Annotated in this window: 14 protein-coding genes; 5 read left to right on the forward strand and 9 right to left on the reverse strand. The window is 70.4% G+C overall.

The annotated features are described in order from the left end of the window. Nucleotides 1-92 precede the first annotated feature (92 nt). Both ACFV6E_RS32430 and ACFV6E_RS32435 read left to right on the forward strand, forming a co-directional pair. A complete protein-coding gene (locus ACFV6E_RS32430) occupies nt 93-2,273 on the forward strand; it encodes a RecQ family ATP-dependent DNA helicase (RefSeq protein ID WP_385466495.1) in 2,181 nt (726 codons plus the stop codon). A 223-nt stretch (nt 2,274-2,496) separates the two neighbouring features. Further along, a complete protein-coding gene (locus ACFV6E_RS32435; protein ID WP_385159670.1) occupies nt 2,497-3,132 on the forward strand; it encodes a hypothetical protein in 636 nt (211 codons plus the stop codon). Nucleotides 3,133-3,421: 289 nt separating this feature from the next. On the opposite strand, the gene ACFV6E_RS32440 is transcribed toward ACFV6E_RS32435, so the two are convergent. The 3 genes from ACFV6E_RS32440 to ACFV6E_RS32450 all read right to left on the reverse strand — a co-directional run bounded on the left by ACFV6E_RS32440 (nt 3,422) and on the right by ACFV6E_RS32450 (nt 5,761). After that, nucleotides 3,422-4,042: a hypothetical protein gene (locus tag ACFV6E_RS32440; protein ID WP_385466498.1), complete on the reverse strand. Its 621-nt coding sequence runs from the start codon at nt 4,040-4,042 to the stop codon at nt 3,422-3,424. Between the two features lie 68 nt (nt 4,043-4,110). After that, nucleotides 4,111-4,812 (reverse strand): ribonuclease HII, encoded by a 702-nt coding sequence (locus ACFV6E_RS32445; protein WP_385159658.1) that lies wholly within the window; start codon nt 4,810-4,812, stop codon nt 4,111-4,113. Nucleotides 4,813-5,137: 325 nt separating this feature from the next. Beyond that, a complete protein-coding gene (locus ACFV6E_RS32450; RefSeq protein ID WP_385466501.1) occupies nt 5,138-5,761 on the reverse strand; it encodes a TetR/AcrR family transcriptional regulator in 624 nt (207 codons plus the stop codon). A 171-nt stretch (nt 5,762-5,932) separates the two neighbouring features. Here ACFV6E_RS32450 and ACFV6E_RS32455 point away from each other — a divergent pair, with 171 nt between their 5' ends. After that, the gene (locus ACFV6E_RS32455) at nt 5,933-7,480 is read left to right on the forward strand and encodes an MFS transporter (RefSeq protein WP_385159654.1); all 1,548 of its coding nucleotides are present in this window, start codon (nt 5,933-5,935) and stop codon (nt 7,478-7,480) included. Nucleotides 7,481-7,595: 115 nt separating this feature from the next. Here the strand turns inward: ACFV6E_RS32455 and ACFV6E_RS32460 are convergent, their stop codons facing one another. From ACFV6E_RS32460 to ACFV6E_RS32475, 4 genes are all read right to left on the reverse strand, one after another. Then, nucleotides 7,596-9,053: a DUF4153 domain-containing protein gene (locus ACFV6E_RS32460; RefSeq protein WP_385159808.1), complete on the reverse strand. Its 1,458-nt coding sequence runs from the start codon at nt 9,051-9,053 to the stop codon at nt 7,596-7,598. A gap of 612 nt (nt 9,054-9,665) precedes the next feature. Next, on the reverse strand, nt 9,666-10,571 hold the full coding sequence (locus ACFV6E_RS32465) for an ADP-ribosylglycohydrolase family protein (RefSeq protein ID WP_385466504.1): 906 nt from the start codon (nt 10,569-10,571) through the stop codon (nt 9,666-9,668). A gap of 11 nt (nt 10,572-10,582) precedes the next feature. Next, a complete protein-coding gene (locus ACFV6E_RS32470) occupies nt 10,583-11,242 on the reverse strand; it encodes a histidine phosphatase family protein (RefSeq protein WP_385466506.1) in 660 nt (219 codons plus the stop codon). A gap of 113 nt (nt 11,243-11,355) precedes the next feature. After that, a complete protein-coding gene (locus tag ACFV6E_RS32475) occupies nt 11,356-11,961 on the reverse strand; it encodes a DUF4937 domain-containing protein (protein WP_385159648.1) in 606 nt (201 codons plus the stop codon). A 154-nt stretch (nt 11,962-12,115) separates the two neighbouring features. On the opposite strand from ACFV6E_RS32475, the gene ACFV6E_RS32480 reads away from it, so the two are divergent. After that, a complete protein-coding gene (locus ACFV6E_RS32480) occupies nt 12,116-12,649 on the forward strand; it encodes a TerD family protein (protein ID WP_385159646.1) in 534 nt (177 codons plus the stop codon). An 84-nt stretch (nt 12,650-12,733) separates the two neighbouring features. On the opposite strand, the gene ACFV6E_RS32485 is transcribed toward ACFV6E_RS32480, so the two are convergent. Then, nucleotides 12,734-15,643, reverse strand: a complete 2,910-nt coding sequence (locus tag ACFV6E_RS32485; protein ID WP_385466509.1) for a vitamin B12-dependent ribonucleotide reductase — start codon at nt 15,641-15,643, stop codon at nt 12,734-12,736. Between the two features lie 161 nt (nt 15,644-15,804). After that, nucleotides 15,805-16,356 (reverse strand): transcriptional regulator NrdR, encoded by a 552-nt coding sequence (gene nrdR, locus ACFV6E_RS32490; RefSeq protein ID WP_385466511.1) that lies wholly within the window; start codon nt 16,354-16,356, stop codon nt 15,805-15,807. Nucleotides 16,357-16,941: 585 nt separating this feature from the next. Here nrdR and lexA point away from each other — a divergent pair. Beyond that, entirely contained in the window at nt 16,942-17,715 is a 774-nt protein-coding gene (gene lexA, locus ACFV6E_RS32495; protein ID WP_385159640.1) for a transcriptional repressor LexA, read from the forward strand. The last annotated feature ends 79 nt before the right edge of the window (nt 17,716-17,794 follow it).

Below are 17,794 nucleotides of genomic sequence, written 5' to 3' on the forward strand. Positions count from 1 at the left end.
GGGCACGACACAGGACAGGCACGGCGGCCCGGTTGTCCACAGTCCGACGTCGCCGTTCGCGCGATGTCCGACCCATCGGGTTGCATGGAGCCATGAGCAACGAAGACCCGCGATCCACGACCGGCGAAGACCTGCGCTCCGCCGCCGATGCCGTACTCGCCCGTCTGGTGGGCGCCCCGGCCGGCGGGGCCCGGCTGCGCGAGGACCAGTGGCGCGCCATCGAGGCACTGGTCGCCGACAAGCGCAGAGCCCTGGTCGTGCAGCGCACCGGCTGGGGCAAGTCCGCGGTGTACTTCGTCGCGACCGCGCTCCTGCGTGAGCGGGGCGCCGGACCGACGGTCATCGTGTCCCCGCTCCTCGCGCTCATGCGCAACCAGGTCGACGCGGCCGCCCGCGCCGGGATCCGCGCGCGCACGATCAACTCGTCCAACACCGAGGAGTGGGACACCGTCCAGGCCGAGGTCGCCGCGGGTGAGGTGGACGTGCTGCTGGTCAGCCCGGAGCGGCTCAACAACCCCGACTTCCGCGATCAGGTGCTGCCGAAGCTGGCCGCCGCGACCGGCCTGCTCGTCGTCGACGAGGCGCACTGCATCTCCGACTGGGGCCACGACTTCCGGCCCGACTACCGCAGACTGCGCACCATGCTGGCGGACCTCCCGGCCGGGGTCCCCGTCCTGGCCACCACGGCGACGGCCAACGCGCGCGTGACGGCCGACGTGGCCGAGCAACTGGGTACGGGCGGCGGCACCGACGCCCTGGTGCTGCGCGGACCGCTGGACCGGGAGAGCCTGAGTCTCGCCGTACTGCGGCTGCCGGACGCCGCACACCGGATGGGCTGGCTCGCCGAACACCTCGACGAGCTGCCGGGATCCGGGATCATCTACACGCTCACAGTGGCCGCCGCCGAGGAGGTCACCGCCTTCCTGCGGCAGTGCGGTCACACCGTTGCCTCGTACACGGGCAAGACGGAGAACGCGGACCGGCAGCAGGCCGAGGAGGACCTGCTCGCCAACCGCGTCAAGGCCCTGGTGGCCACGTCGGCGCTGGGCATGGGCTTCGACAAGCCCGACCTTGGCTTCGTCGTGCACCTCGGGTCGCCGTCGTCGCCCATCGCCTACTACCAGCAGGTCGGGCGCGCGGGCCGTGGTGTGGAGCACGCGGAGGTGCTGCTGCTGCCGGGCAAGGAGGACGAGGCGATCTGGCAGTACTTCGCGTCCGTCGCCTTCCCCCCGGAGGAGCAGGTCCGCCGCACCCTGGACGTCCTGTCGGCAGCCGGCCGCCCGCTCTCCCTGCCCGCCCTGGAGCCTCAGGTGGAGCTGCGCCGCTCACGCCTGGAGACGATGCTCAAGGTTCTCGACGTGGACGGGGCGGTCCGGCGCGTCCAGGGCGGCTGGATCTCCACGGGCTCCCCATGGATGTACGACAGCGAGCGTTATGCCTGGGTGGCCAAGCAGCGGGCCGCCGAGCAGCAGGCGATGCGCGACTACGTGACGACGACCGGCTGCCGCATGGAGTTCCTGCGGCGGCAACTGGACGACGAAGAGGCGGCGCCCTGCGGTCGTTGTGACAACTGCGCCGGGCCGCGGTTCACCGACTCCGTCTCCGCCGCGGCGCTGGACGGGGCCCGTGGTGAGCTGGGGCGCGCGGGGGTCGAGGTCGAGCCCCGCAAGATGTGGCCCACCGGTCTGCCGGCGGTCGGCGTCGAACTGAAGGGGCGCATCCCCGCCGGTGAGCAGTTCGCCCCCGGGCGGGCCCTGGGACGGCTCTCGGACATCGGCTGGGGGAACCGGCTGCGGCCCATGCTCGCGCCCCAGGCCCCCGACGGCCCGGTGCCCGACGACATCGCCCGAGCCGTGGTCGGCGTACTGGCCGACTGGGCGAAGGGACCCGGCGGCTGGGCCACGGGGCAGCCGGACGCACAGCCGCGCCCGGCCGGTGTCGTCACCATGGCCTCGCGCACTCGTCCCCGGCTCATCCATTCGCTGGGCGCGCGGATCGCGGAGGTCGGCCGGCTGCCACTGCTGGGCTCGGTGGAGTACACCGGCGAGGTCTCCCGGCTCTCCCGGAGTAACAGCGCGCAGCGGCTCAAGTCGCTCGACGGCGCCCTGGACGTACCGTCCGCGCTGGCCGCGGCGCTCAAGGAGGCGGGCGGCCCCGTGCTGCTGGTGGACGACCTGACGGAGACCGGCTGGACCCTCGCGGTGGCCGCGCGCCTGCTGCGGCGATCCGGGGCGGAGGGGGTGTTGCCGCTGGTCCTCGCCGTGCAGGCCTGACGCACGCGTCGCCGACAAGAACACTGGGCAGGGATATAGAAGGCCTTTCACCACAAACCCGTCAGCAGCTCCAATTGCTCGTTGCCGCAACCAAGTTCGACAGGAAGAATTGAACTCCGCTCCCCGCACGGCCCGCCCGTGATCCGGTAGGGCTCTGCTGCGGTGCGCGCTCCCCCAAGTCCGACCCCGCCCGCAGTGCGGGCGCGTAGCCGAAGGGAGGACCGTGACCTTCGGATTCGCTCCGTCCTCGACGGCATCGACATCGACGTCTGCCGACCTGTCCGCCGCTTCCGCCAACCCGCTGACCCGAATCCTCGAGCCGGCCGAGTGGGCCGCCGCGGGGATCCCGCTGCTGCGTGATCCCCGGGAGGTCGTGAGCGGGCTGCACTCCCGGCACCGGCCGAGGCCCGCGACGGCCGTCGTGGCCGTGCTGGACCCCGAGGAAAAACTCCGGGCGAGCGCTTCCTTCACCCGGCGTCCGGCACCCGCCGACGGCTGGATGTTCCGCAACACGCTGCTCGCCCAGCTCCGCCGGGTCATACCGCACGATCTGCGCCGACGTACGCCGGTCCGTACGGCCGTGCTGCTCTACTGCCGTGAGGGCGACGCGCGTTGGACGGAGGAGGACGGGGCGTGGATGTGGGGACTGCGGGACGCCTGCACGCTCCACGGACTGCGCTGCGGCGCGTACATCACGCTGACCCGCGACGGCTGGCAGGTCCTCGGTGAGCAGCGGGGCGGACGCCGCCCCAACGCCGATTCGGTGCCGGAGCCGATAGCCATGGCCGACATGCCGCCTCCGCCGCCGCGCACGGGAGGCGTCGCGTCGGAGGTGCTGCGCCGGGCGGTCGCCCGCTGACCCGATCCGGTCAGCGGTCCGGCGTCCCGGCCGGGGACTAGGAGCCGAACGGTGCCCCGACCCGGCACTCCACGCCGACGGGCGTCCCGTACCGGCGTACCGCTGTACCCGCGTATCGGATCCACGTAGCGGATCACGTATCGGATCCACGTAGCGGATTCATGTACCCGCTCCGCGTGTCCGCGGATCCGGGCACAGCGAATCGATCACCGTGCGGGTGCCGCTGTCGCGGCACCCTGAGCACCCCGGACGGGATCCGAGCCGGTCCCGGGCAGGGCCCGGAACCGGCTCAGACCCCCGCGCCCAGAACCGAGTTGATCTGCTGCGGATCACCGCAGACGATCAACAGGGCCCCGGCCCGGCCGAGAGCCAGCGGCAGGGCGGCGGCAGCGTCGGCGTCGGAGCCGCCGTTGACGGCGACCACGACCACGGGACGGATCGCGGCCCGGCCCGCGACGGAGGCGTCGGCGTAGAAGACGTCGTCGCCCGCGTCGTGCTGGGCCCAGTAGGCGGCCTCTCCGAAGGAAAGCTCGTGCGCGGCCCACGGGTGCGGTTCGCCGGTGGTGATCACCAGCACCTCACCCGGGGCGCGGCCCGATTCCAGCAGCAGGTCGACCGCCCCCTCCGCGGCGTCCATCGCACCCGCGGCCGAGGCCGGGATGAGCTGGATCTGCGGGGCGGAGTCGGCCGGAGCGGCAGCCGGAGCCGACGGTCCGGGCTTGGGCGCGGCATGCGGGGTGCGTTGGGCCGGCATCGGCCGGACAGGACCGGGACGTCCGGGACGCGGCGGGGCCGCGGGACGGGGTCCGGGTACGGGGCGGGGGGTCGGCGCGGTGCGGCCACTGGCCTGCGTGGCGCGGGGACCCTGGGCACTCTCGTGAATCTGAGGCTCCTCGGGAATGAGAGGCATGAGCTGATGTTTATCAAACGCCGGTACGAGACGCGTCGGCGGGTGGCACATGAGTGCGAACGATGACGTCAGAATTCGAAGCCGAGCTGACCTTCGATCTCCGGAACGCTTCCGTCCGCCCAACTGCGGACCTTCTTGAGGTGCCGCCACTGGGGCAGCGCATCAAGATACGCCCACGACAGCCGGTGGTACGGGGTGGGTCCCCGCTCCGCCAGTGCGGCCTTGTGCACCGGGGACGGATACCCGGCGTTGGCCGCAAAACCGAAGTCTGCATGGTCGATACCCAGTTCGGCCATCATTTTGTCGCGCTGGACCTTGGCAATCACAGATGCCGCGGCGACAGCCACGCAGGACTGGTCCCCCTTGATCACCGTACGGACCCGCCAGGGCGAGCCCAGGTAGTCGTGCTTCCCGTCGAGGATGATCGCGTCGGGGCGGACCGGCAGGCTTTCCAGCGCGCGCACCGCGGCAAGCCGCAGCGCGGCCGTCATGCCCAGCTCGTCGATCTCCTCCGGGGCGGCGTGCCCGAGTGAGTACGACGTCACCCACGTCCGCAGCTCCTCCGCGAGCACGGTACGGCGCTTGACGGTGAGCAGCTTGGAGTCGGTGAGACCTTCGGGAGGCCGGCGCAGTCCGGTGATCGCGGCGCAGACGGTGACGGGCCCGGCCCAAGCGCCGCGTCCCACCTCGTCGACACCGGCAATGATCTTCGCTCCGGTCGTGGCGCGAAGGGAGCGCTCGACGGTGTGGGTGGGCGGTTCGTACGGCATGACCCCCTTAGCCTACGCCGCCCGCAACCCCGTGCGACACCCAGGTTTCGCCTGGCGGACGCGAATCCGCGATTCGCCGCGGTTTCCCGCGCTCGCCCGCCCACCGCTCTACCGTTCTGCGCGCTCGCCTCCCAACGGCTTGTGCACACTCGGCCGCCCACCGCTCCACGCGCCCGCACGCGCGAACCTGTGCGCCACCTCTGCGGATCACTTGACGGTCCGGCCCACGGATCACCTTCGGCCCGATCCAGCGGACCAGGCAGGACCAAGCAGGATCAGGAGGGATCAGGCAGGACCAGGAGGGATCAGGCAGGACCAGGGGGGATCAGGCCGGGTCCGGCCGCAGCAGCGGGACCATCAGCTGGTCGATCATCTCCTCGAGATCCACCTCGCTCCATTCGCTGGCGCACACTTTGGAGCGGTACATCATCATTGCCGGGATCGCGTCGAACACGTACCCGTTCGCGGCATCGGATCGCACCTCTCCCCGGGAGATACCACGGCGAATGATCTCGCGCAGGAGCCGCATGGTCGGCTCGACGACTCCGCCCAGGATCACGGTCTGCAATCGTTCCGCCTGCGAGGCATCGCATTCGTGAAGCACTGCGCGAAGGGCGAATCCGGGACGCGAGTACATCGCCTCGCGGAAACGGCGGCACAGTTCCAGCAGATCCGCCCGGACCGTCCCGAGGTCGGGGGCCTCCGTCAGTTTCGGCAGTCCGACCCGGAGCGCGTCGGCGACGAGGTCCTCCTTGCTGGGCCAGCGACGGTAGACCGCCGCCTTGCCGGTCTGGGCACCCGCGGCCACCCCCTCCATGGTCAGACCGTTCCAGCCGACGGTACTGAGCTGTTCGAGGGCGGCGTCGAGGATCGCGCGTTCGAGCACGGCACCACGCCGACGAGGGGAGGCCGCCTGAGCGGAAGCGGCCGTCCAGCGCGAAGCAACCATGTGACTTTCTCCGGTGAGCAGTTGAGCTTGGAGCGACGGGGAGCGTGCCGTCGCGGGGAACGCCAGCGGACAGCGACTTCAGTGAACGCTTGCGTTCACTGTTGGGGACTCACTACCGTTGACGCGACAGTGAACGCGAGCGTTCACTAACGTACTTGTGGGGGACCCATTGTGACGACCTCTCAGTTAGTTCCAGATCAGAAGCCCGGAGCCGCGCGTCGGGAAGGACACCCCGGCATCGCGCTCACGGTCATCGCGGCCTGCCAACTCATGGTGGTACTCGACGCGACGATTGTGAACATCGCGCTCCCGCACATTCAAGACGCTCTCAAGTTCAGCACGACCGATCTGACGTGGGTGGTCAGCGCCTACACGCTCACCTTCGGCGGCCTGCTGCTTCTCGGCGGCCGGGCCGGTGACATCCTCGGCCGGCGCCGGGTCTTCATGACCGGAATCCTGCTGTTCACGCTGGCCTCGCTGCTCGGTGGTCTGGCCCAGGAGCCCTGGCAACTGCTGGCCGCGCGTGCCTTGCAGGGGATGGGAGGCGCGATCGCGTCGCCCACATCGCTGGCGCTCATCACCACCACCTTCCCCGAGGGCCCGGAACGGAACCGGGCCTTCGGTGTGTTCGCCGCGGTCTCCGCGGGCGGCGGCGCCATCGGCCTCCTGACCGGCGGCATGCTCACCGAGTGGCTCGACTGGCGCTGGGTGCTCTTCGTCAACGTGCCCATCGGAGTGCTGATAGCCGCGGTCGCACCGCTGTACATCAGCGAGTCGGAACGCCATCCGGGCCGCTTCGACATAGCGGGCGCGCTCACCTCGACGGTCGGCATGGCCTCGCTGGTGTACGGCTTCATCCGAGCCGCGGAGGAGGGCTGGCGGGACAGCCTCACCGTCGCGTCGTTCGGCACGGCGCTGGTGCTGCTGCTCGCCTTCGGCTTCATCGAGATGCGGGCGAAGGAGCCGATCACACCGCTGAGGATGTTCGCCGACCGCAACCGCTCCGGTACGTACGTGATCATGCTCAGCCTCGCCGCCGCGATGTTCGGCATGTTCTTCTACATCGTGCTCTTCGTGCAGAACGTGCTCGGGTACAGCCCGATCCGGGCCGGGGTGGCGTTCCTGCCGGTGACCGTCGCGATCGTGACGGGTGCGGGTCTGTCCCAGCGGTTCCTGCCCGTGCTCGGCCCCAAGCCGTTCATGGTCGGCGGCTCCTCGCTCGTCTTCGTCGGCCTGACCTGGCAGAGCTTCATCAGCCCCGACAGCTCGTACGTCGGCGGGGTGCTCGGCCCGATGCTGATCTTCGGCTTCGGCATGGGCCTGAACTTCGTGACGCTGACCCTGACCGCCGTCTCCGGGGTGGCGCAGCACGAGGCGGGCGCGGCCTCCGGTCTGCTCAATACGACGCAGCAGGTCGGCGGCGCGCTCGGGCTCTCCATCCTGACCACGGTCTTCGGCACCGCCAGCCGCGACGAGGCGGCGGAGCAGCTGCCGAAGTTCCTGGCCGAGGCGTCGCCCGAGCAGAAGGCGGAGTTCGCCAGGACACACCAGCTCCCCGCCCCCTGGGGTCACGAGGTCCTCTCGGAGGGCATCGCGACCGCCTTCGTACCGGCGGCGGCCATGGCCGTGCTCGCCCTGTTGACCGCCGCGGTGGTGATCAAGGTCCGCAAGCGCGACCTGGACGCCCTCGCCGGTACGGCGGGACCGGCCGCGGGCTGACGGGCGTACCGCGGGACCGGCCGGCCCGCGCCGAGCAGCCACCCGGCATCGGCGCGGGCCCGCCTTGTCCCGATCCCCCGGCGGGCCCGCCCTTCCCGCGGCGGGCAGACGGTGCTCAGCGGTGGGCGACCTCGCTGTTCGCCCGGTGGCACGTCGTCCAGTCGGCCTTCGCAGAGAGCGGCCGCTCCTCGAGAATCCGCCGGGCGCGCGCCTGGCCCCAACTCGTCGCGTACCACGGGTCGTCCGTGCTCTCCAGCGTGTCGGCGACGGTCCGCAGCGCGCAGGACCGCAACGGCTCCTCCAGCTTGTCCAGGGCCGGTACGGCGTCGGCGGACAGGTCCTGCATGTAGTCGAGGTCGAAGGTGCCCTTGTCCTGGTACCGCTGGACGCTGTTCCCGGCGATCAGCGCGTCCGGGGACAGCAGTCCGAAGGCGAGCACTCCCGCAGCGGCACTGGCGGCGACGGCACGCGGCAGCCAGCGCGCACCCCAGACTCCGGCCGCCATGATGAGCACGATGACGAGACCGAGCCAGAGCTCGACGGCGACGACCGAGATCCTCAGTCGGGTCAGTCCATAGGCCTCCACATACATGTCCATGCGGCGCACGGCGGATGCCACGACAACGAGCGCGAGCGCGCACAGAGTTCCCAGCACGCCCCGTACCAGCGTCCGGTCGCGGGGTCCGCCGCGCGGTGCCCAGCGCAGTGCGACCACGATGACGACCACGGTCAGCACGGTCGCCATGAGCAGTTGCCAGAAGCCCTGCCGCGCGTACTCGGAGTAGGTCTGGTGCGTCTGCTCCAGTACGGCGTCGTAGCCGCCGAAGAGCACCGTGAGCTGGACGGCGTTGAAGGCCGCGAAGAGCGCCGCCAGCACGACGAGCGGCAGCGCCCACTCGACCCGGCCGCGCGCCCGGCCCTCCGGTATCTCGGCCCGGTCCCAGTGCACGGGCGCGGCCGCCGTGTACGCGGCCGCCAGCGCCAGCACGAGACCCACCACCAACAGCAGCAGGCGCCACGGCCCGCCCGAGACCGAGGTGTCCGGCAGCAGGTCGCCGAGCAGGTCCGCGAAGGCCGCGTCGGCCCCCGCGAACAGCGCGCCGAAGATCAGCAGCAGCACCGCGGTCACCACCAGCGCGCGCAGCAGCGGGCCGATGCGTCCGCGCGCCCCGCCCGACCGCTCCCGCAACCCCTGCCAGCCCCACATGGGGCCGGTCACCACGGAGTTGACGACCCCGAGCGGGCTGAGCAGCACGGAGAGCCAGCTCCGCCCGCCGTTCAGGGCGAGCGAACCCAGCGCGATCGCGGCGACGACGGCGAGGAAGGACGGCCAGTCGGCGTCACGCAGCGCGGGCACCACGAGCATGGCCAGTCCGCCGATGCCCCAGACGAGGGTCCACGCGCGCGTGCGGCGTCCCGCCTCCCGGGCGGCGAAGTACGCGGCCAGCGTGACCGGTACGGCGACCAGCAGCAGGTTGATCGCCAGGCCCTCGCCCAGGAGCAGCATGCTGAGGACGCCGCTGGCGAGCACCGCCCACAGGGTGGCCGTGCGCACGGGGGCGGGCGACTCGATCCGGAGACCGGCGAGCCACGGCGCGGGGCTGGGCGCCGGCGTGGCCCAGCTGCCGGCCTGACCCGACTCGACGCCGCCTCCGCCCTCGCCTTCGCCTTCCCCCTCGCCCTTGCCTTCCCCCTCGCCCTTGCCTTCCCCCTCGCCCTTGCCTTCTCCCTCGCCCTCGCTCTCCTCGTCGTCGCGAGCCTGTTCCGGCTCAGGCACCGACTCCGGCCCTCGCTCAGGCACCGACTCCGGCCCCCGCTCAGACTTCTGACTCTTCTCCGGCTTCGACTCCTGCTCCGGCTCCGGGCCCTCTGGCTCCGGTTCTCGCGGCTCGGACGCGGACGGTTTGTCGGACACGGGACCCCCTCCAGCCGGCCATCGGACAGCCCAGGGCACGCCGTTACGGCGGAAAGGCTGGTGACCGGTGTCTCGTCGGCGCTCGCCCGGCATGATCAACAGGCGGCGTGGCGGCAAGGCTATACAGCGCCGACGCATCCCCGAACAGGGCGATCACCCTGTGACAAGCCTGTGACAGAAGAGGCCGGAGTCGCGAAAGAAGAGGTCGGAGTGGCGGCCGGAGTGGCTCCAACCCCGGCCGGAGCGGCTCTGAGCCCGGCCGGAGCGGCGCTAAGCCGCGTCCCGCACCCACTCCGGCAGCCGTTCCGTCCGCTCGTCCCAGGCGGCGGGCGGCGCTCCGGCCTTGCCCGCGGCGATCACGCCGCCCACGATCGCGCAGGTCGTGTCGATGTCGCCGCCCGCCCGGGCGGTCGCCCAGAACGCCTTCTCGTAGTCGCCGAGAGAACGGGCCGCCGACCACAGCGCGAACGGCACCGTGTCGTGCGCCGAGGTGCGCCGGCCGCAGCCCAGTACGGCCGCCACCGTCGCGGTGTCGGCGTAGTCGAGCATGTCGCGGGCGCGGCGCAGGCCCGCGCCGACGGCGCTGCGCGGGACGAGGGCGATGACGCCGTCGAGCAGCGCCTCCGCGCCGGGCGGGCCGGCCGGATCGGCCGCCAGGGCGGCGGCCGCGGCGACGGCCATGGTGCCGACGACGGCCTCGCGGTGCTGGTGCGTGGTGTACGCGGAGATCTCCGCCTGGTGGGTGGCCTGCTCGGGGTCGTCCGCGTACCAGGCACCCAAGGGGGCGATCCGCATCGCGGCGCCGTTCCCCCAGGAGCCCTGTCCCTGGAAGAGGGCGGACGCCAGCTCGCGCCAGTCGCCGCCCTCCCCGATCTGCCGCAGCAGCCGGTCGACCGCGCGGCCGTAGCCCCGGCCCGCGTCGTGGTGCTCGGCGAAGGAGCGGGCCAGATCGTCCTGGTCGATGCGGCGGCGCGCGGCCAGGACGGCCACCACGGAAGAGGCCATCTCGGTGTCGTCGGTCCACCGCCAGGGGCCGGGCGGCAGCTCACGCCGCTGGAGCAGGGGGTAGCTCGCGGGCACGAAGAACTGCGAACCGAGTGCGTCGCCCACCGCCAGCCCGCGCAGGCTCGCGAGCGCGCGGTCCAGGCGCTCGGGGTGAGAGGAGTCAGCGGTCATCGCCCTGCACTTTATCCGGTGACTCCGTACGGTTCGGGATCACGCCAGCGTTCGAAGGGCCGGTCGAGGATGTACTTGCCGTTGTCCTGCCGAACGAGCATGCGCGTCTCGCCGTTCCCCGGGTTCGACAGGGATTCGAAGTCCGCGACCGACCAGTGGAACCAGCGCATGCAGAACAGCCGCATGGTCAGCCCGTGCGTGACCAGCAGGACGTTCGGCGGATGGTCCGGGGCCTCGAAACTGCGGTAGAGGCTCTCCAGGAAGGCGCCCACCCGGTCGTACACGTCGGCACCCGATTCGCCCTGGGCGAAGCGGTAGAAGAAGTGCCCGTAGGCGTCGCGGTAGGCCTTCTGCAACCGTACGTCGTCGTGGTCCTGCCAGTTGCCCCAGTCCTGCTCGCGCAGGCGCGGCTCCTCCCGGACGCGGACCCGGTCGGGGTCGAGATGGAAGGCCCGGAGCGTTTCGTGCGTACGGCGGTAGGGAGAGACGTAAACGCTTACGCGCTCCCGGCCGAAGACCTCCCGCAGCTGCTTGCCCGTCTCCTCGGCCTGCCGCCAGCCGGTCTCGGTGAGCGCCAGGGCATGGTCGGGCTCGCGCTCGTACACGGTGTCATCGGCATTGCCCACGGACTCGCCGTGCCGGACCAGTACGATGCGCCGTGGTCGTGCCATGCCAAAACCCTAGATCGGGTGACGCCCGAACGAGCACTCGCGCGGGCTCCATACGGCGTAGATCACACAAAATCGGCACCAGGGGCCACCACCGTGCGGAACCCGGGGTGCCCTCAGACCGTCCAGGAAGGTTCCAGCTCGACTATGTCGCCGGCCAGGGCGGCGACGTCCGCCTCGGTCTGGGCGCGCAGGGCGAGCCGTTCCACCCGCTCGGCCCGGTACTTTCCGTGTTCGGCGGCCGACTGCCACATGGACAGGATCAGGAACTCGTTGCCCGGGGCCTCGCCGAAGAGGCCGCGGACCATCCCCGGGGAGCCCGCCATCGCCGGGTTCCACACCTTCTCCTGCATCAGCGCGAAGTGCTCGGCGCGCTCCTCCCGGACGCGACAATGCGCCACCCGTACGAGGTCGGCGTCGGTGAAGCGCGGCTCGAAACCGGTCTTCACATCGAACCGGTGATCGAACAGTTTGGCCTGGGCGTCCTTGAAGGTGCCCGACTGGGCGGCGGCGAGCCGGTCGTGGGCGCGGGCCATGAAGGAGTCGTAGAACGCGCGGCTCTCCCAGAACGTGAAGACATGCGCGACTCCGGGGCGGCTTCTTCCCCAGCCGCCGCCCTGCCCCCGGAAGCCCGGTTCCCCCGGAAGCCCCGCCCACTTCCGCTGCCCCCGTTCGAAACCACGACGGTCCACCACGGTGCAGCGAATCCACTTGACCAGCACCGCGCCATCGTAAGGCCACGGAGCGTGGCGCCGGTCACGCTCCGGTGGAGTACACCCGCGCGTGCGCCCCCGGGTACATGACACGATGGGCAATCTGCCTTGAACGAAGCTCAGTTGGGGCAGAAGGCAATGGACAACGGGGAGGGGAGATCTGGTGAACGGCCTCAACAAGGGCATCCGTAAGGTCGAGTTGTCGGTGAAGTGGGATCCGAGCCCTCCCGGGGAGCCGGACACCGATCTCGACATCGTTGCCGCCACCTATGAGTCGGCCGATCCTTATGGTGCGCCCGCCTATGTGGTGCACTTCGGCAGCCGCTCCCCCGACGGCACGATCTATCTCAACCGGGACAGCAAGGACGGCAAGGGCTTCGGCTGGGACGAGGTCATGACGCTGGAGCTGGACCGGCTGCACAACCGCTACGCGCGCGTGGTGGCCGGTGTGGTGATCCAGCAGCGCTCCGGCCACCGGGCGTTCGTCAGCGTCCGCAACCCCGGACTGCGGATGCGCGAGGGCTACACCGTGCTGGCCGAGGACGACTTCAGCGGGGTCCTGGGAGCCACGGCGGCGACCGTCGCGGAGTTCGAGCGCGACGACACCGGACAGTGGACGTACCACCCGGGCATCCGCGGATTCGACACGGACCTGGACGATTTCACCGGCATCATGGGCAGCCGCCAGGGCTCCTGACGCGGGAGCGCGGCACACACCTGGAGGGCGGTACGGCCGGTGGCCGTACCGCCCTCCAGGGCTTCAGATCAGCGAGTCAGCGGATCAGCTGCAGCCGCTCGTCGAGCCGCAGCCCTCGCAGATGTAGCAGGAACCGGCCCGCTGCATCTTCGTGCCGCAGGAGAAGCAGAGCGGGGCGTCCGCCTGGATGCCGAGCTGCATCTCCACCAGTTCGGCGCTGGTGTGCGCCTGCTTCGGGGCGGGCTTGGCCGCCTCGGCCTCGGCCTTCGGCGTGGCCACGGCCTTCAGCTCCTGCGCGAGGGGCGCGGACTGGGCCAGACCCTCGGCGTCGAGCTCGGCATCGTCCATGGACGGCTCGTACGAACCGGTCTCCAGGTGGCGCTGACGCTCCTCGGCGGAGTGGATGCCGAGCGCCGAGCGGGTCTCGAAGGGCAGGAAGTCCAGCGCCAGGCGGCGGAAGATGTAGTCGACGATCGACTGCGCCATCCGCACGTCCGGGTCGTCCGTCATACCGGCCGGCTCGAAGCGCATGTTGGTGAACTTCGAGACGTACGTCTCCAGGGGCACGCCGTACTGGAGGCCGACCGAGACGGCGATGGAGAAGGCGTCCATCATGCCCGCGAGGGTGGAGCCCTGCTTCGACATCTTCAGGAAGACCTCGCCGAGACCGTCGTCCGGGTAGGAGTTGGCGGTCATGTAGCCCTCGGCGCCGCCCACCGTGAAGGAGGTGGTGATGCCGGGACGCCCCTTGGGCAGCCGCTTGCGGACGGGACGGTACTCGACGACCTTCTCGACCGTCTCGCGGATGGTCGCCTCGGCCTTGGCCGTGACGGCGTCGGTCGCGGACTTCTCCTTCTCCTTGGTCTTGGCGGAGAGGGGCTGGCCGACCTTGCAGTTGTCGCGGTAGATCGCGAGCGCCTTGACGCCCATCTTCCACGCCTCGAAGTAGATCTCCTCGACCTCTTCGACGGTCGCCGACTCCGGCATGTTGACCGTCTTGGAGAGCGCACCGGAGATCCAGGGCTGGATCGCGGCCATCATGCGGACGTGGCCCATCGCGGAGATGGAGCGCTCGCCCATCGCGCAGTCGAACACCTCGTAGTGCTCCTGCTTGAGGGCCGGCGCGTCGACCACGTTGCCGTGCTCGGCGATGTGGGCGACGATCGCCTCGATCTGCTCCTCCTGGTAGCCCAGGCGGCGCAGGGCCTGCGGGACGGTGCCGTTCACGATCTGCATCGAGCCGCCGCCGACCAGCTTCTTGAACTTGACCAGCGCGAGGTCGGGCTCCAGGCCGGTGGTGTCGCAGGACATCGCGAGACCGATGGTGCCGGTCGGGGCGATGACGGACGCCTGCGCGTTGCGGAATCCGTTCTTCTCGCCGAGCCGGACCACGTCCTGCCAGGCCTCCGTGGCGGCGGCCCAGATCGGCGTGTCCAGGTCGTCCATGCGGACGGCCGTGGTGTTGGCGTCGGCGTGCTGCTTCATGACCCGCAGGTGCGGCTGCGCGTTGAGGGCGTAACCGTCGTACGGGCCGACGACCGCGGCGAGCTCGGCGGAACGCTTGTACGAGGTGCCGGTCATCAGCGAGGTGATGGCACCGGCGAGGGCGCGGCCGCCGTCCGAGTCGTAGGCGTGGCCGGTCGCCATCAGCAGGGCGCCGAGGTTGGCGTAGCCGATGCCGAGCTGGCGGAAGGCGCGGGTGTTCTCGCCGATCTTCTGGGTCGGGAAGTCCGCGAAGCAGATGGAGATGTCCATCGCGGTGATGACCAGCTCGACGACCTTGGAGAAGCGCTCGACGTCGAAGGACTGGCGACCCTTGCCGTCGTCCTTGAGGAACTTCATCAGGTTCAGCGAGGCGAGGTTGCAGGACGTGTTGTCCAGGTGCATGTACTCGCTGCACGGGTTCGAGCCGTTGATCCGGCCGGACTCCGGGCACGTGTGCCAGTGGTTGATGGTGTCGTCGTACTGGATGCCCGGGTCGGCGCAGGCCCAGGCCGCCTCGGCCATCTTGCGGAAGAGCGCCTTGGCGTCGACCTCCTCGATGACCTCGCCGGTCATCCGGGAGGTGAGGCCGAACTTGCCGCCCGCCTCGACCGCCTTCATGAAGGTGTCGTTGACGCGGACCGAGTTGTTGGCGTTCTGGTACTGGACGGACGTGATGTCGTCGCCGCCCAGGTCCATGTCGAAGCCCGCGTCACGCAGGGCGCGGATCTTCTCCTCCTCCTTGACCTTGGTCTCGATGAAGCCCTCGATGTCGGGGTGGTCGACGTCCAGGATGACCATCTTGGCCGCGCGCCGCGTGGCGCCGCCCGACTTGATCGTCCCGGCGGAGGCGTCGGCACCGCGCATGAAGGAGACGGGACCCGAGGCGTTACCGCCCGAGGAGAGGAGCTCCTTGGAGGAGCGGATGCGGGACAGGTTCAGGCCGGCGCCGGAGCCGCCCTTGAAGATCATGCCCTCTTCCTTGTACCAGTCGAGGATCGACTCCATGGAGTCGTCGACGGACAGGATGAAGCAGGCGGAGACCTGCTGGGGCTGCGGAGTGCCCACGTTGAACCACACGGGGCTGTTGAAGCTGAAGATCTGGTGCAGGAGGGCGTACGCCAGCTCGTGCTCGAAGATCTCGGCGTCGGCGGGCGAGGCGAAGTACTTGTAGTCCTCACCGGCCTTCCGGTACGTCTTCACGATGCGGTCGATGAGCTGCTTGAGGCTCACCTCTCGCTGCGGAGTACCCACCGCGCCGCGGAAGTACTTGCTGGTGACGATATTGACCGCGTTCACCGACCAGAACTCGGGGAACTCGACGCCACGCTGCTCGAAATTGACCGAGCCGTCGCGCCAGTTGGTCATGACGACGTCACGGCTCGCCCACTCGACCTCGTCGTACGGGTGCACCCCGGGGGTCGTGTGGATCCGCTCGATGCGCAGTCCCTTGCTGGCCTTGGTGCCCTTCGTGCGGGAACCTCGTGCCGGACCGCTCGCCGTCTCTGTCATGCCGCCTCCCTGTATCGGGCTAAAACGCCCTGAAGTGCCTCGTTCTTCCCGTGGCACGGTGTGTGTCTTGTACTGCGCGCTCCGCGTGCGCGGTCGCTCGCAGCAGGTCTTCGGTCGCCGCCGACCGGGGCCGGACGCTCCGTCCGGGCCCGGCCCGCCGGTCAGTCGGCGGCGGTGGCGGGTTCGGGGACCTGGACCGTCCCTCCGGATCCGCGATCACCCGCCGGACGCTCCGCGTCCGCGTCTTCTTCGTCCACGGCAGGGCGCTGCGTGTCTTCCCTGAGTTCCGCGATGGCGGCCTCGAAATCCTCGAGCGAGTCGAACGCCCGGTAGACGGACGCGAACCGCAAGTAGGCGACGAGGTCGAGCTCCTGCAACGGGCCGAGTATGGCCAGCCCCACGTCGTGCGTGGTCAGCTCGGCGCTGCCGGTGGCGCGCACCGCCTCCTCGACCCGCTGGCCGAGCTGCGCGAGCGCGTCCTCGGTGACCGGCCGCCCCTGGCACGCCTTGCGCACGCCGTTGATGACCTTGGTGCGGCTGAAGGGCTCGGTCACGCCGGACCGCTTGACCACCATCAGCGAGCACGTCTCCACGGTCGTGAAACGACGGGAGCAGTCGGGACACTGGCGGCGCCTGCGGATCGACGTGCCGTCGTCCGTCGTACGGCTGTCGACGACGCGGCTGTCGGGGTGCCTGCAGAAGGGGCAGTGCATGGCTCCAACCCTCCTTCACAGCACGACTCATAGGCCTCAAGAGCCCCTTGGGCCCCTCGAAGCAGCCCTAAGCATAGGCGATGCGCTGGAGTCCGAAAGACCGGGGGACCACAACTTCTGGGCCGCTTCTGCAATCCAACCACTACATGTGGTGCTGGCCACGGAAATCCACATCTAGCCCGCGTGTCGTGCACGAAACGGTCCACGGCGCGCGGCGTACCGCGGGGAGGCGCGCGGGGATACGGTGGGCGCCGCACCGGAAGGGGGCCGGTCACGGGCCGGCCGGGCACCTGATGGCAGACTCGGCGGCGGTCCCGCGGCACTCGGCGCGACCTCGGCGAAGGCGGCCGACGGCTTCCGCTCCGGCGGTGGAACAGCTTCCGCCCCGGCGGTGAAACGGCCTCCGCCCCGGCGGTGAAGAGTACAGCAATCAGCCTTTTTGTCCGTCGGCCACGGCCTGGGCTATACACCTGTGTCCGTGATCGCGTCAGTTAATCCGCGGTTTTTCACTCGAACGTGTGTTTGGCGCAACCTTTCGAAAGCAACTACCGTTGTCCAGCAGGGAGACCATCGAGAGGGGCCGACGTGACCACCACCGCAGACAGTGCCACCATCACTGCCCAGGACCGCTCGCAGGGCCGACTCGAGCCGGTGCACGCGATGAACGAGACCATGAGCCATGAACCCAAGCGCTCCCTGCCGGGCCGTCCCCCAGGCATCCGGGCGGACAGCTCGGGGCTCACGGACCGCCAGCGCCGGGTGATCGAGGTCATCAGGGACTCCGTGCAGCGGCGCGGCTACCCACCGTCGATGCGCGAGATCGGCCAGGCGGTCGGCCTCTCCAGCACCTCCTCGGTCGCCCACCAGCTCATGGCACTGGAGCGCAAGGGCTTCCTGCGCCGCGACCCGCACCGCCCCCGCGCGTACGAGGTCCGCGGTTCCGACCAGTCCGCCGTGCAGCCCACGGACACCGCGGGCAAGCCGGCCGCGTCGTACGTGCCGCTCGTCGGGCGGATCGCCGCCGGTGGCCCCATCCTCGCCGAGGAGTCGGTCGAGGACGTCTTCCCTCTCCCCCGGCAGCTCGTCGGTGACGGTGAGCTCTTCGTGCTCAAGGTGGTCGGCGATTCCATGATCGAGGCCGCGATCTGCGACGGGGACTGGGTGACGGTCCGCCGCCAGCCGGTCGCGGAGAACGGCGACATCGTCGCCGCCATGCTCGACGGCGAGGCCACGGTCAAGCGCTTCAAGCGCGAGGACGGCCACGTCTGGCTGCTCCCGCACAACTCCGCCTACCAGCCGATCCCCGGCGACGAAGCGACCATCCTGGGCAAGGTCGTGGCGGTGCTGCGGCGAGTGTGACGACCCGCGGCGGACAGACGCGGTGCCGCGTCGTCCGCCCCTGATCGGGCCCCGGGACCACCTGCGCCGGTTCCGGGGC

It is taken from the genome of Streptomyces sp. NPDC059785, assembly GCF_042732375.1.
GTDB lineage: Bacteria > Actinomycetota > Actinomycetes > Streptomycetales > Streptomycetaceae > Streptomyces.